15 protein-coding genes are annotated in these 14363 nt (G+C 61.0%); 4 read left to right on the top strand and 11 right to left on the bottom strand.

Annotated features, from left to right (window positions below; translation table 11 throughout):
- Positions 1-1233, bottom strand: a 1233-nt coding sequence (locus FFS64_RS22105) for an acetyl-CoA C-acetyltransferase (protein ID WP_137807173.1), incomplete at its 3' end; no start/stop codon positions are given.
- A gap of 173 nt (positions 1234-1406) precedes the next feature.
- Here FFS64_RS22105 and FFS64_RS22100 point away from each other — a divergent pair.
- Together FFS64_RS22100 and FFS64_RS22095 are read left to right on the top strand one after the other, a co-directional pair.
- On the top strand, positions 1407-2759 hold the full coding sequence (locus FFS64_RS22100) for a 3-oxoacyl-ACP reductase (protein WP_137807172.1): 1353 nt from the start codon (positions 1407-1409) through the stop codon (positions 2757-2759).
- Between the two features lie 2 nt (positions 2760-2761).
- Positions 2762-3616, top strand: a complete 855-nt coding sequence (locus tag FFS64_RS22095) for a MaoC/PaaZ C-terminal domain-containing protein (protein ID WP_137807171.1) — start codon at positions 2762-2764, stop codon at positions 3614-3616.
- A 152-nt stretch (positions 3617-3768) separates the two neighbouring features.
- On the opposite strand, the gene FFS64_RS22090 is transcribed toward FFS64_RS22095, so the two are convergent.
- From FFS64_RS22090 to FFS64_RS22070, 5 genes are all read right to left on the bottom strand, one after another.
- The gene (locus FFS64_RS22090) at positions 3769-4197 is read right to left on the bottom strand and encodes a response regulator (RefSeq protein ID WP_137807170.1); all 429 of its coding nucleotides are present in this window, start codon (positions 4195-4197) and stop codon (positions 3769-3771) included.
- A 233-nt stretch (positions 4198-4430) separates the two neighbouring features.
- Positions 4431-4988 carry a DUF4136 domain-containing protein gene (locus FFS64_RS22085; protein WP_137807169.1) on the bottom strand — a complete coding sequence of 186 codons (558 nt, stop codon included), beginning with the start codon at positions 4986-4988 and terminating at the stop codon, positions 4431-4433.
- A 54-nt stretch (positions 4989-5042) separates the two neighbouring features.
- Positions 5043-5660 carry a DUF4136 domain-containing protein gene (locus tag FFS64_RS22080; RefSeq protein WP_137807168.1) on the bottom strand — a complete coding sequence of 206 codons (618 nt, stop codon included), beginning with the start codon at positions 5658-5660 and terminating at the stop codon, positions 5043-5045.
- A gap of 12 nt (positions 5661-5672) precedes the next feature.
- Positions 5673-6422 carry a methyltransferase domain-containing protein gene (locus FFS64_RS22075; RefSeq protein WP_137807167.1) on the bottom strand — a complete coding sequence of 250 codons (750 nt, stop codon included), beginning with the start codon at positions 6420-6422 and terminating at the stop codon, positions 5673-5675.
- Complete coding sequence (locus FFS64_RS22070) at positions 6422-6724, bottom strand: MazG-like family protein (RefSeq protein ID WP_137807166.1); 303 nt, start codon at positions 6722-6724, stop codon at positions 6422-6424. The genes FFS64_RS22075 and FFS64_RS22070 overlap by 1 nt, the downstream gene beginning before the upstream one ends.
- Before the next feature lie 255 nt (positions 6725-6979).
- On the opposite strand from FFS64_RS22070, the gene FFS64_RS22065 reads away from it, so the two are divergent.
- Complete coding sequence (locus FFS64_RS22065; RefSeq protein WP_137807165.1) at positions 6980-7273, top strand: hypothetical protein; 294 nt, start codon at positions 6980-6982, stop codon at positions 7271-7273.
- 87 nt (positions 7274-7360) lie between these two features.
- Entirely contained in the window at positions 7361-8707 is a 1347-nt protein-coding gene (locus FFS64_RS22060) for an MATE family efflux transporter (protein WP_137807164.1), read from the top strand.
- Positions 8708-8718: 11 nt separating this feature from the next.
- On the opposite strand, the gene FFS64_RS22055 is transcribed toward FFS64_RS22060, so the two are convergent.
- From FFS64_RS22055 to FFS64_RS22035, 5 genes are all read right to left on the bottom strand, one after another.
- Positions 8719-9516, bottom strand: coding sequence for a DUF4123 domain-containing protein (locus FFS64_RS22055; protein ID WP_137807163.1), 798 nt, complete (start codon positions 9514-9516; stop codon positions 8719-8721).
- Positions 9513-10835, bottom strand: a complete 1323-nt coding sequence (locus tag FFS64_RS22050) for a type VI secretion system Vgr family protein (RefSeq protein ID WP_137807162.1) — start codon at positions 10833-10835, stop codon at positions 9513-9515. Before FFS64_RS22050 ends, FFS64_RS22055 begins: the two co-directional genes overlap by 4 nt.
- 232 nt (positions 10836-11067) lie before the next feature.
- A complete protein-coding gene (gene speA / locus FFS64_RS22045) occupies positions 11068-12981 on the bottom strand; it encodes an arginine decarboxylase (protein ID WP_137807161.1) in 1914 nt (637 codons plus the stop codon).
- Positions 12982-13200: 219 nt separating this feature from the next.
- The gene (locus FFS64_RS22040) at positions 13201-13572 is read right to left on the bottom strand and encodes a translation initiation factor Sui1 (RefSeq protein ID WP_041068080.1); all 372 of its coding nucleotides are present in this window, start codon (positions 13570-13572) and stop codon (positions 13201-13203) included.
- A gap of 220 nt (positions 13573-13792) precedes the next feature.
- Entirely contained in the window at positions 13793-14362 is a 570-nt protein-coding gene (locus tag FFS64_RS22035; RefSeq protein ID WP_137807160.1) for an NUDIX hydrolase, read from the bottom strand.
- Position 14363: the final 1 nt, after the last annotated feature.

The raw sequence follows: 14363 nt of genomic DNA, 5'->3' as shown, positions 1-14363 counted from the left end.
AATCGAAACCAGTCCCCGCCCCCTCCCCGCCGCATCCAGCAACTTCGCCAGGTTGGCAACAATGCGCCCACCCGTGGCAGCGAACGGATGGCCCGCCGCCAGTGAACTGCCTTTGACGTTGAGTCGACTGCGATCGATCAAGCCCAGCGGCGCGTCGAGGCCCAGGCGGCTTTTGCAGTACTGCGGATCTTCCCAGGCCTTCAGCGTGCAGAGCACTTGCGCGGCGAAGGCTTCGTGGATTTCGTAGTAGTCGAAGTCCTGCAGCGTCAGCCCGTTACGCGCCAGTAACCGCGGCACCGCATACGCCGGCGCCATCAACAAGCCTTCGGCACCGTTGACGAAATCCACCGCCGCCGCCTCGCCATCACGTAGATAGGCGAGGATCGGCAAGCCGCGTTCCCTGGCCCACTCTTCACTGCCCAACAGCACCAGCGACGCACCATCGGTCAGCGGCGTGGAGTTGCCGGCGGTCAGGGTGCCCTTGGCACTTTTCTCGAACGCCGTTTTCAACGAGGCGAGTTTTTCCAGGGTCAGGTCCGGGCGCAGATTGTTGTCACGGGTCAGGCCGAGGAACGGCGTGATCAAATCGTTGTGCCAACCCTCGGCGTAGGACGCGGCCAGTTTCTGATGACTTTCCAGGGCCAGTTGATCCTGTGCTTCACGGGAAATGTTCCAGGTCTGGGCCATCAACTCGCAATGCTGCCCCATGGACAAACCGGTGCGCGGTTCGCCGTTGCGCGGGAATTCAGGGATCAGGTGACGGGGGCGCAATTGCAGGAAGGTTTTCAGTTTGTCGCCGGTACTCCGAGCGCGGTTGGCTTGCAGCAGGATCTTGCGCAGACCCTCACTGACACTGATCGGCGCATCGGAGGTGGTATCGACACCTCCGGCAATGCCGCACTCGATCTGGCCCAAGGCGATTTTGTTCGCCACCAGCAGCGCTGCTTCCAGCCCGGTGCCGCAGGCCTGCTGAATGTCATAAGCAGGCGTCGAGGGCGACAGTCGTGAACCGAGTACGCACTCGCGGGTCAGGTTCATGTCCCGCGACAATTTGAGGACCGCTCCGGCGACCACCTCGCCGATACGCAGGCCATGCAGGTTGTAGCGCTCGATCAAGCCTTCGAGCGCGGCGGTGAGCATGTCCTGGTTACTGGCGGTGGCGTACGGGCCGTTGGAACGGGCGAAAGGGATCCGGTTACCGCCGATGATCGCGACGCGGCGCAGTTGAGTCATGAAAAACTCCTGATGACATTCCTCGAATTTGAACCGATCCCTGTGGGAGCGAGCCTGAAAATTCCGGGACAAACTAATCTGCTTTGAACAAGCGTAGGCCTTATCTCGTGGATCGAACGACTGATCGCCATTCATGGTCCACACTTTGAATCCCAGCTACCGGAGCGCGTTCCATGTCTGACCGCTATATCGACTTCGCCAACTCGTCCATCGGACATCGCCTGGTCACAGCCACAGGCCTGCCATCGCCGGTACGCCTGGAACGCTGGCAGGCCGGCCGGCTGCGTCCGGTCGAGGGTGCATTGCTGATCGGTGGCGGGCCGCTGGCGGAGAAAGTCAGCGCGTTCGCCAACCGCCTGACCGACGCGATCTACAGCTACGGCACTGACCCTTCGATGGCCACGGCATGGATTCCCGGCCACGGCCCGAAACTCAAAGCCGTGGTGTTCGATGCCAGCGATTTGCAGCAGACCGACCAGCTAAAACAACTGCGCGAGTTTTTCCAGCCACTGCTGAAAAACCTCGATCACTGCGCACACCTGGTGATTCTCGGGCGTGATCCGCAGACCTTGAGCGACCCGTTCGCCGCCAGCGCCCAGCGTGCCCTGGAGGGTTTCAGCCGTTCGCTGGCCAAGGAGCTACGCAGCGGCGGCACCTTGCAACTGATCTACGTCGATGAAGGCGCCGAAGATCAACTCGAAGGCCCGCTGCGATTTTTCCTTTCGCCCAAAAGCGCTTTCGTCTCCGGGCAGGTGATTCGCCTGACCCCCTGCGACACCCAGGTGACGGACTGGACCCGTCCGCTGGCCGGGCGCAAGGCACTGGTCACCGGCGCGGCGCGGGGCATTGGTGCGTCCATCGCCGAAACCCTGGCCCGCGATGGCGCCGACGTCATCCTGCTCGACGTGCCACCGGCGAAAAACGATCTCGAAGCCCTCGCCGCACGCCTCGGCGGGCGCAGCATCACGCTGGACATCTGCGCCGAAGACGCTGCCGCACAATTGCTCGAACAGTTGCCCGATGGCGTTGATATCGTGGTGCACAACGCCGGTATCACCCGGGATAAAACCCTGGCCAACATGACCCCGGATTTCTGGGACGCGGTACTCGCGGTCAACCTCAACGCCCCGCAAGTGCTGACCCAGGCCCTGCTCGACAGCGGCACGCTGCGTGACAACGGTCGGGTGATTCTGCTGGCATCAATCAGCGGAATCGCCGGCAATCGCGGGCAAACCAACTACGCGGCGAGCAAGGCCGGGTTGATTGGCCTGGCGCAAGCCTGGGCACCGTTGCTGCAGGAACGGGGCATCAGCATCAACGCCGTGGCCCCCGGTTTTATCGAAACCCAGATGACCGCGCGGGTTCCCTTCGGCTTGCGCGAAGCCGGGCGACGCATGAGCTCGCTGGGCCAGGGTGGCCTGCCGCAGGACGTCGCCGAAGCGGTGGCCTGGCTGGCGCAACCGGGCACCGGCGCATTCACCGGGCAGGCCTTGCGCGTCTGTGGGCAAAGTGTTCTGGGGGCATAGGCATGACGACTGATTGGCACACACTCACTCGCGAACCCGCCCTGCCGGCGTTGTATGCGAAAGCCGCGACGCGGCGCAGGATCACCGGCACCACCCTGCCCGATTCGGGGTTGCGTTGCTGGGTCGATGTCGAGCCCAAGCGCCTGGCGGCCTATCGCAAAGTGTGCGGATTCAATGACAACAGCCTGCTGCCACCGACCTACCCCCACATCCTCGCCTTCGCCTTGCAGATGCAATTGCTCACCGCCAAAGACTTTCCGTTTCCGTTGCTGGGGCTGATTCACCTGAGCAATCGCATCCGTGTGCTGCGCCCCATGGGCGGGCTCAATCGGGCGCGGATCGGCGTGAACGTGCAGAACCTTCAACCCCATGCCAAGGGCGCGACGTTCGATCTGGTGACGACCCTGGATGATCAGTTGGGGACGCTATGGGAGGCACAGAGCCAGATGCTTTGTCGCGGCGTCAAGCTTGAGGGCGAGCCCGTCGAAGAGGTGCTGGCTTCATCGCTGACACTGACACAAATCGCCCAATGGAAAGCACCTTCGGACATTGGCCGCCAATACGCCAGGGTCTCCGGGGACTACAACCCGATTCACCTGAGTGCGGCCAGCGCCAGGCTGTTCGGTTTTCCTTCGGCCATCGCCCACGGGTTATGGAACAAGGCGCGCACACTGGCCGCGCTGGAGGATCATTTACCGGCGGCGAACATCGAGATCGCGGTGCAATTCAAGAAACCGGTGCGCCTGCCAAGCAGTGTGGCGCTACTGGCCAGCGCGTCGGGGTCCAGTGGCGAACTGCAATTGATCGGGGACGGGGATCTGGAGCACATGGTCGGGCATTGGCGGCCCCTTGCCTGATCTTTCGACAGGGGCACTACGGGTGCCTGTCAGATCGCTTTCGTGAGCAGGCTTGCCCCACATTTAATCGATTGGCCACTGGAGATCCAATGTGGGAGCGAGCCTGCTCGCGAAAAAACCTGAGAACACCGCAAGGTATCTGAATTCATGCGTTATCGTTCACGACCTTCACGAGCAAGCTTCGCTCCTACAGGTTGTGGAAACAGGTTGTTCAACGTTTCCAGCAACCGCACGTGATAGATCGGCTTGCGAAACAGATCCAGCACCTGCAGGCGCAACATGTCACTGACATCATCCATGTCCGCGTGCCCGGACATCACGATCACCGGCAGATGCTGGCGCGACGTATGCTCGCGCAGCCGCTTGATCAACGACATGCCGCTCTCCTCGGGCATGCGCAGGTCGGTGATGACCAGTGCAATGTCCGGATGAAGCGTCAGATGCAGCAACGCCGCTTTGACCGAAGAGGCGGTAAAACAAATGAAACCCTCACTCTCCAACAACCCCGCCAAACCAAGCAATGCAACTTCTTCGTCATCGACCAGAAGAAGCTGTTGGCGTGGAAGTGCAGGAGAGTTCATAGACGACACCCGAAGTGGACTAAGCGCTGACATTAGAACCCGATTCGAACGTTGGCAAGTTACTGACGCGACATCCCGTACTCCTCTTCAGTCTGTATCCCATGCAAGACACAAGCGGGCTTGCACGCGAAGGGGCGCGTCAGTGGACATAAATATTGCCTGACACTCTGCCTTCGCAAGCAAATCGAATCGCCGCCCCCACAAAAAATAGGTGGTGTTAGTGAATGACGTGTTTAGCGGGGTGGATAGTTGGCCAATATCCGCGTGACCGTTTCGCGTATCGCATTGCTGCGGTCCGAAGGATTCGGTGTGCGGCTGAGTATCTGTTCGTCACTGCCACGCCACACCAGTTTGCCGTCCTTGCTGTCGAGCAGGTCGATCTGGATGGTCGCCACTTTGTAACTGATGTTGCGGGTTTCGTTGTACATCGGCGCGCCCCAGTAGCCGTACCACGGATTACCCCAGCCGCCGCCATAGTTGGTGGTCACCTGTTGCTGGCGCTCTTCGACAATCAGATAGGTTTGCACATTCAAATCACCCTTGGCACTTCCTCCGGCCGGGCGCAGGCCGCGCTGATCCAGTTGATCGGCCACCGATTGGCGCACCCGTTGCTCGGTCAGGTCGCTCTTGATCCGTGGATCATCGGGGCGATATTGCAGGGCGGGTTCTTTCCAGCTCCAGCTGCGATAGGCAGCAAAATCGCGACTGGCATCAAAGTCATGATTGACCTGGTTGGCGGCGCAGGCACTGAGCAGCGCGGCCACTGCCAGTAGAACGAGACGGCGGAACATGATGGTTCTCCGGTTGAAGACATGAACCTGTGAAACGCTTCTTATCTGCAGAAGTTAACTTGGAGGATACGCCGACATCGCCTTTTCCACAGCCTCCCGGATGGCATCCGCTTGCTGGCTCTGAGTGCCCCGCCTGCTGGTTTCAGCACTGGAACTCCACACCGGTTGACCGCTTTGTGCATCGAACATTTCCACCTGCACCACCACTACCTGTTCCTGATAAGTGCGCACGATCGGCACGCTCCCGTACATGCCGTAGCCCGGGCCATACCCATAGCGGTTGTAGCCGCCGTAACCGCCGTAATAGCCGTAGTCGTCCCGGACCTGGCGCAAGCGGGTTTCCAGACGCAGGTCGGCGCTGACAAACAGGTCTGCCGGGCGATTGTCATGCAACGGGCGCAAGCCCCGCTGATCGAGGGCATTGCTGACCGCTTCGGCGACTTGCGCCGAGTCCGCCCACGCAGTACCTGGCGGCAGGTGACCATTGAGCCAGGCCCAACTGCGATAGCGCCCATAGTCACGGGGCGGCGCCGGGTAAGCGCTGCGGTCGAAGGTGTTGGCCGCCTGCGGCGGTGCCGGTGGGATGGGGTTGGAGGACGCCACATACGGGTTGCTGCCCTGGCAGGCAGCCAGACCCAGACAGATCACCAACAACCCTGAACGACTTTTCATTTCGCGCTCCGATCAAACCGGCCGGCAGATCCAGTGCAAGTAACGCCCAAGCCCGGCAAAGCTTGGGTGACGGCGGTGCGCCAGTTCCATTTCGAGCAAATCCGGCAGCTCGGCGCGGGCCTGGAATTCCACCGGCATGTAATCGTGAAAAACCCGCACTCCACTCTGGGTTTCGACCTGCCACAAACCTTCAAGTTGCGCCGCCAATTCCCGTGGATCCAGGGGTTGTTGCGGGGTCAGGCTCTGCTTCTCGCCGGCCATGTCGTTCTTGCGCATCTTGCGGAAATGGCCCTTGAGCAAGTTGCGATAAATCAACGCATCGCGGTTATAGAATGCCAGGGACAGCCAGCCGTCGGCCTTGGTCAGTTGATGCAGCACCGGCAGGATCGCGTGGGGCTCGGCCAGCCATTCCAGCACGGCATGGCACAGCACCAGATCATAGGGTTCGGTGAGTTGGCCGAGCAGGTCCTGCCACGGCGCCTGAATGAACGTTGCCGTTTGCCCGGCCTCGGCGAAACGCTGGCGGGCGCCTTCAAGCATGGGCTCAGCAGGCTCGGCCAAGGTCACCTGATGCCCGCGCTCGGCCAGCCACAACGACATATGACCCAGGCCGGCGCCGATATCCAGGACCCGCAGCGGCCGGTCCGGCAGGATTTCGGCCAGATCGGCCTGCAGCACCGCCAGGCGGATCGCGCCTTTGGCGCCGCCGTAGATTTTTTCCGCGAAGCGCGTTGCCAGTTGATCGAAATGACGGTCGCTCATCAGCTGAACCTCCGTTCGCTGTCGGCCAGTTTGCTGCGCACCACCTCATTCATATCCAGGCCCAGCTCGCTGCACAGCAGCAATAGATAAAGCACGATATCGCCGATTTCCTGCCCGGCATGGGCCAGTTTGTCCGCCGGCAATTGCCGCGACTGGTCTTCGGTCAGCCACTGGAAAATCTCCACCAGCTCGGCCATTTCGACACTCGCGGCCATGGCCAGGTTTTTCGGGCTGTGAAAGGGCTGCCAGTCATTGCGGTCACGGATGGCATGCAGGCGTTCGGTCAATTCAACAAGGTTCATCGGGCTCTCCTGAAGGCGTATAGCTTCGGGGGGATGGCGAATGAAGGCAAGTGACAACCGTTGAACGACCTGCCTGTTTTTGTGGGAGCGAGCCTGCTCGCGAAGGCGGAGGGTCAGACACATCAATGTTGTATGCTCCGCCACCTTCGCGAGCAGGCTCGCTCCCACAGGTTGTGTGCAACGCTCTATGCTTGTGGGGGAACTCGCCACCGCCCTCAGTGGCCCAACACTCGAATTCATCAGGACGCTCATTCCATGCAGGTAGAAGGTTTTTTCGAATGGCTCGGCCAGGTCCTCGGTTCAGTCATCCGTTTCATCGTTGACGCCCTCAGCGGCCTGTTCGAACTGCTGAGCCGTGCCAGCAGCAACTTTGTCGAAGGTCTGGCCCGCACGCTGGGCATGGACACCTCGATCGTCAGCATCATTACGCTGATCATTGGACTGGTGCTGCTGTGGTCGGCGATCCGCGCGTTCATGAATGCATCGTTCATCATGGGGCTCATCTGGTTGATGCTGGGGTTGTGGCTGCTCAGCTGGATCATTCACTAACACCACTACAACCCTGCTCGCCCCCACAATGGATCGCGGCAGACTCTTAATGTGTCGCTACAATGCCCGCTCCCCCAAGGAGCCTGCATGTCCAACCTGATAGCCGACTGGCGCGACCGTCCTACCCATCGTCGGGTCTGGGCGCTGGCTGCACCGATGATTCTCTCGAACATTTCCGTACCGCTGGTGGCACTGGTCGACAGCACCGTCATCGGTCATCTTCCCCATGCCCATCAACTCGGAGCCGTCGCGGTCGGGGCCAGCCTGTATACCTTTCTGGCCTGGGCCATGGGCTTTCTGCGCATGGGCTCCACCGGGTTTGCCGCCCAGGCCGCCGGGCGCGGAGATGGCGCCGCGTTGCGGCAGATTCTGTTGCAGGGCCTGCTGCTGGCCATGGGACTGGCCATCGTACTGGGTGCCGTGGGCGTGCCGTTAAGCGGGGTCGCGCTGCATTTCATGCAGCCGTCGGCGGAGCTGGACCAGATGACCCGCGATTTCTTCCACACACGGTTGTTCGGCCTGCCCGCGGCGCTGGCCAGTTATGCACTGGTAGGCTGGTTCCTCGGTACGCAAAACGCCCGCGCGCCGCTGGTGATTTTGTTGAGTACCAATCTGGTGAACATTGCCCTGAACCTGTGGTTTGTTCTCGGTCTGGAATGGGGCGTGGTCGGCGCGGCCAGGGCTTCGGTGATCGCCGAGTGGACCGGCGCCCTGATCGGCCTGTTGATGACGCGCCAGGCCCTGCGCGCTTACCCAGGCCATATCGTCTGGGCTGCGTTGGGGCTGTGGCAGAGCTGGCGTCCACTGCTGGCGGTCAATCGCGACATATTCATCCGTAGCCTGGCCCTGCAATCGGTATTTTTTCTGATCACCGTGCAAGGCGCGCGATTGGGCGATGCCACCGTCGCCGCCAACGCCCTGCTGCTCAATGGCTTGCTGTTGACCGCCCACGCGCTCGATGGCCTGGCCCACGCCGTGGAAGCCCTGTGCGGACATGCCATCGGTGCGCGCGATCGTGATGCCCTGCGCCGTTCGCTGGTGGTGGCCTGCGGCTGGTCGTTGCTGGCCAGCCTGGGGTTTGCGGTGTTGTTTCTGTTTGCCGGGCATTTGTTCATCGAGTTGCAGACTGACATTGCCAGCGTGCGCGACACCGCGTTCATCTACCTGCCCTACCTCGCCGCGCTGCCGCTGATCGCAGTCTGGAGCTACCTGCTCGACGGGCTGTTCATCGGCGCCACCCGCGCTCGGGAAATGCGCAACGGCATGCTGTTGACGGTGGCGTTGCTGATGCCGTTTGGTTGGGCGCTACAAGGTTTCGGCAATCATGGGCTGTGGATAACTTTCCTGCTGTTCATGCTGCTGCGCAGCCTGACCCTCGGCGTGATTGCCTGGCGCCTGCGTCGCCATGACGGCTGGTTCGCCCACGCGCACTGACGGCGGGGCGCTCATGACTGATCGTTTTGCCAACGGTTGCGCAGGTTGTCGAGCCGCTCCTGTTGCGTGCGCCCCGACAACGGCGATCCCGCCACGGCGTCAGGGTGCTGCAGGCGTAACCATAGCCAGCCATCCAGTACCGGGCGTTCACTGAAACCCAGCGCCAGCCCTTCCTGTAAGCAGTTCCACAGGTGGGCGTAATCAGTCGCGGTGGTTCGGCTCCAGTGCCAGGCATGCTGTTCCAACAGGCAGGTTTGCAGTTTTTCCCGTTGCCGGGGACTGAGCGTTTCCTCGACGGCCAAAGGATTGACGGCAAGCCCCGGATTGAGCAGTTGTTGCCAACCCTGACTGCCGATCGCCCGGTCGGCCCATGTGCCGCCAAACCAACGCAATTGGCTGATCGGTCCCAGCCAGCGACTCAGTTCACCGGCGTCGCAGGCATCGAAAAAGTAACTGGCGGTGTGCGGGTTGTAGTAACTCAGCAAGGCCCGATGGTGCAGGCCGAAACTGACTGTCAGCATGCGCCGCAGGTGCGCCAGCAATGTCATCGTCGACGCCTCGCTGATCAGCAGCAAACCCCGCCAGTACTGGGTATCGCGCTGGCACACTTCGGCCAGCATCGGGCAGGTCCGCAGGTCGACCAGTATCGGGCCTTGTTCGCGCAACGCGTGCCATTCAGTGCCTTCGAACAGCCAGAAGCACCGGGACTGGGCAAACCGGTGTTTCAATGTCATCCCCGCCTGTGGCGCACCCGGGACATCCAGCAACAACCATTGCGCGATCGCATCGGCCGTTTGCACGGCGATCATGCTGCACCGCTCTGGCCAAGCCGTACGGCCGCCCGGCAGGTGCAGAACGCCTGCGCACAATGATTGAAGCTCCCTCCACCGGGCAGCAGACACAACAACAGCAAAGGCTCCCCCGAACGCAGCCAGCCCTCAACCCCTTCAGGCGGGCGCTCAGCGGCAAACTTCACCTGCGTCGCATCAGGCACTTCAACAGGCACTGGCTGGTGAAGGACCCCGGTAATCAGAGGCTGATCCGGATCGCCTTCGATAAAGCTCACCACCACCTCAGCGCCTTCGCCCAACTGTGCACCACTGGCTGCCTGCAACTGCGGCGCCAACGGCAGCCAGCAGTGACCGGGCGTTGCCCCCTCACCCTGATACGACCAGTCAAACTGCACGGCCACCGGTCGCGAAGGATCCGGTTGAGGCTCGTCAACGCTCACCACCCACCCCCGTTGCAAGCTGTGCATCCTGGGTTTCACCGCGCAATGGCGAGACTTGTACGGTGTCGACCAGAGCATCGCGCGCACCTTATTGCGGTAAGGGACGAGCGGATCCTGGCCACCCTGATGCTCGACATGGGTCAGCAGCCACAGCTGATTCCACTCGGTTACCGGATGGTCGACCAGCGGCATTAATTGACCGCTGCGCAATGTCGTCAGATCCGTGTGGCATTCGGCATTGTCCTGCGCGCTGTCGGCGCATCGCCGAACTTCGAAACGGCGCACCGCCGGTTGTTCGCCGTCGCTGCTGAAAACCGCCGTTTCGCCCACGGGAAAATGCCCTTGGGCATCGGCGAACACCACGCAATGCCCCCCTGCCCGCTGCTCAAAGTGGTAGTGAAGCCGTTCCTGGGCGCACAGCCTTTGTAGAAATTGCAGGTCCGATTCGCGGTACTGGGTGCAGAAATCCCGCAACGGATAGTCACCGTCCAGTTCAAAGCGCCGATCCTGACCGACTATCCCGTGTTCCTTGAGTACCTGGTCGAGAATTTGCGGCACCGAGCGTGCACTGAAGATGCGCTGGCTGAACCGCTGGGCCAGGCACGCCAGTTTCGGCCCCAGGCGCACATGGCACAGCCTGACTGTCGAGCCATGGTCACGCTGGACCAGTTCATGCAATTGTCCATGAACGCGGTTCCCCGACGGCCCGAAATGCAAGGTGGCCGAGCGGTACAGCAAGCTGGCGAGGTCGAGTGCGGGGTCATCGATCAGCAGATCCACATCGAACACGAATGGCTCGCTGATGGCTTCTCTACCGGTAAAGGCCAGGACTTCGAAGGCGTCGGACAGACCTGCTACGTCCAGACGAAATTCGGGCTCGTTGACTGGATCGAACATCGGCGATTCTCTACAGGAGGGACGGCCGAAGATTTTCGCCGAGAGGCATGGCCGAGTAGAGAGGCGAAATACAACTTAGGAAATGACCTACGCGAAAAGAGGAACAATGACTTGAAAAGCCGAGGACGTAGGTCGTTTCGCTGGGGAAAAAAGAATCGCCGCACCAGGTCATCTGAAATTTCCGCAGCTTGGCGGAACATTTTCAGACAACCTGATGAAAGCGCGGCTTACCTCAGGAAGACAGGTAAGACGAACGGGTCAGACCCAGGCGCAAGGCGTCGAGGAACTGGGTGCGCTCGCTGGCACTGATGCGGGCACTGGCGCACTTGTCGCGGTAGTGGGTCATCAGCTCTTCCGGCGACAGGTGCACGTAACGCAGCATGTCTTCGATGGTGTCGTGGGTTTCGATACCGGCGTGGTACACGCTGCCGTCGGCGTTCTGGTAGATGTTCACCGAGTCGGTGTCACCGAACAGGTTATGCATATCGCCGAGAATTTCCTGGTAAGCACCCACCAGGAACACGCCCAACAGATAGTCTTCACCGTCGTTCAGCGCGTGCACCGGCAGGCTGGTTTCGATGCTCTGCTCATCGACATACTGGTTGATCTTGCCGTCGGAGTCGCAGGTCAGGTCTTGCAGCACTGCACGGCGCAGCGGCTCTTCGTCGAGGCGATGCAACGGGATGATCGGCAGTACCTGGTCGATGGCCCAGGTGTCCGGCAAGCTCTGGAACACCGAGAAGTTGCAGATGTACTTGTCGGCCAGCTTGTCGTTGAGTTCGTCCAGCACCTGACGGTGGGAACGCTGACGCGCCTTCAACGAGTTGTGCAGGCGACGGCATACGGCGAAGTAGCATTGCTCGGCCAGGGCTTTTTCGGCCAGGGTCAGCTTGCCATCGGCGTACTGGGCGGCGACATCGCTCATGTAGTGCGTGGCGCGCCAGTAGGTTTCGGTGACCATTTCGATATCGGTCGGACCCAGCAGGTCCACCAGCCACTGCACGGTTTCCGGCAGCGCTTCCTTGTTTTCGATCTGCGGCACGTCGTCGTTGTGTTTCTCGACGTCGGTCACCTGGATCACCAGCATCGCATGGTGCGCGGTCAGGGAGCGGCCGCTCTCGGAGAAGATGTTCGGGTGCGGCAGGCTCTGCGCGTCGCAGAACTCCTTGAGCATCCCGACCACAACACCGGCGTAATCGTCCATGTCGTAGTTGATCGAACTGGCGTTACGCGAGTGAGTACCGTCGTAGTCAACGCCCAAACCGCCACCGACATCGATGTGGTCCACTGGCAGGCCAAGGTTGCGCAATTCGCCGTAGTAACGGATCGCTTCCTTGAAACCATGCTGGTAGTCCGCCAGGTTGGCGATCTGCGAACCCATGTGGAAGTGCAGAAGGCGAATGCCCTGATCCAGGCCCGCCGCGCGGAAGCGCTCGACCACCGACAGCAGTTGCGCCGCCGACAGACCAAACTTGGATTTCTCGCCACCGGTGTCGGCCCACTTGCTCGACGCCAGGGACGACAGGCGCACGCGCAAGCCGACCTGTGGCTTGACCTTGAGCGAGGCGGCCTCTTCGATCACCAGGCCGACTTCGGATTCTTTCTCGATCACGATGAACACGTTGTGGCCGAGCTTCTGCCCCATCAGCGCCAGGCGGATGAACTCACGGTCCTTGTAGCCGTTGCAGACGATGGTACCGCCCTTCGGGGCCAGCGCCAGCACTGCCAGCAGCTCAGGCTTGGAACCGGCTTCCAGACCGATGGACACGTTCTGGGTCGCGATGATGTTTTCGATCACCGCTTCCTGCTGGTTTACCTTGATCGGGTACAGCGCGGTGTACTTGCTCTGGTATTCCAGACGCTCGATGTTGGCATCGAACGCGCCGGTCAGCTGACGCACGCGGTCTTGCAGGATATCCGGGAAACGCACCAGCAACGGCAACGACAGGCCGCTCTTGCGCAACTCGTCGACTTGCTCGAACAGGTCGATAGGCGAACTGCTCGGGCCGTTCGGACGAACCTCGACGCGACCGGCGTCATTGATCGCGAAATACCCGGCCCCCCAATGGCGGATCCCGTAAACACTGCGGCTGTCCGCAACTGTCCATTGGCTGCCATCGTCTTTGCGTGTGCGTCGTACGGACATCGAAGTCCCCTATAAAGAAGTCATGGTGCGTCGCCTGGATTCAGGCCGGCGCAGTCTAAAGAATGAAAATGACGGTTCGTCAACGAGGGGGTAGACCTCGCCGACCGCAGTGAGTTTAGAAACCGGTCATGAACAGGCTCTGTGAAAACCATGGTGACGACGCCAGTCTTGAAGACATTCAGGACCGGATCAAGCCGCAGGTGGTTTTCACAGAGGCTGCTAGCCGCCGGACTTCTTCGCCTTGAATCCGTGTTTGATCAACTCGGCCAAGAGTAGCTCGACATGATCGCCCTGGATTTCAATGACCCCGTCTTTCAACGCTCCACCGGTGCCACAACGCTTCTTCAGCGTAGTCGCCAGCTCCTTGAGCGCGTCTTCGGCCAACGGCACGCCGGTGATGGTCGTCACCGTCTTGCCGCCACGGCCCTTGCTTTCGCGACGCACGCGAGCGATGCCGTCGCCGGCCGGGATAACGGTCTGTTTGCAGATGCAGGCATCCACCGGTTTACTGCATTCCGGGCAATGACGACCTGCGTCGGTGGAAAATACCAGGCCACCAAGGGCGGCGAAGGATGCGGCTTTTTTGGCCACCGGCAATCCTCTTGGGAGGACAAAGACTGGTCGCGGCAACCTGGGCAGGCGCCATCGACCGCGAAGCCCCACTCAGGCAGGGGCAGCGCTACTGAAACGGTTGGTCACCTGTAGGAGCAAGCTTGCTCGCTCCTACAGAAAAGCAATACCGGTTCAGTTTGAAAAGGTCGCGCAGTGTAACGGCAAAAACGCCGATTGCTAAGAGCCAATCGGCGCCAATTTATAGCTCTTTTGCGACGTCTTCCTCGCGAGACCTCAGATAGCGTTTCAATGCCGCCAAAGAGTCCGGGCAATAAGGCTTTTCCTCGATTTCCCGCAGCACTTGCCCGATCGGCAAAAAGCGCGCTTCGAGTACCTCTTCCGGTTGCAGGATCAACGGACCGTCCCACACCGCCGAAAATGCCGAACACCAGAGACGGTTGCCGGTGTCTTCAAAGAAAAAATGATCATGGGCGATCAACTCGACCCCGCTCACACCCAGTTCCTCTTCCAGCTCCCGGGCTGCCGACTCGGCATAGGTTTCAGTGGCCAGGACCATGCCGCCCGCCGCCACGTCCCAATATCCCGGATAGATAGCCTTGCTCAGGGTACGCCGGTGCACGCAGAGTTCACCGGCGGAGTTGAACAACATAATGTAGGTACCGCGCCCGATCAGCCCGCGCTCGCGCAGGTCGGAACGGACCAGGGCGCCGAGCAGGTTGTCCTGCTCGTCGACCCAGGCTATTTGCTCGGCATCGGACGCCGCCCGGTGGGCGGCCTCGCGCAGGCTATCGATGGAGCTATCGACCATG

It is taken from the genome of Pseudomonas sp. G(2018), assembly GCF_005502415.1.
In the GTDB taxonomy this organism is placed as follows: Bacteria; Pseudomonadota; Gammaproteobacteria; order Pseudomonadales; family Pseudomonadaceae; genus Aquipseudomonas.
The sequence above is the reverse complement of the archived record's forward strand: the minus strand, read 5'-3'. Positions and strand labels throughout refer to the sequence as shown.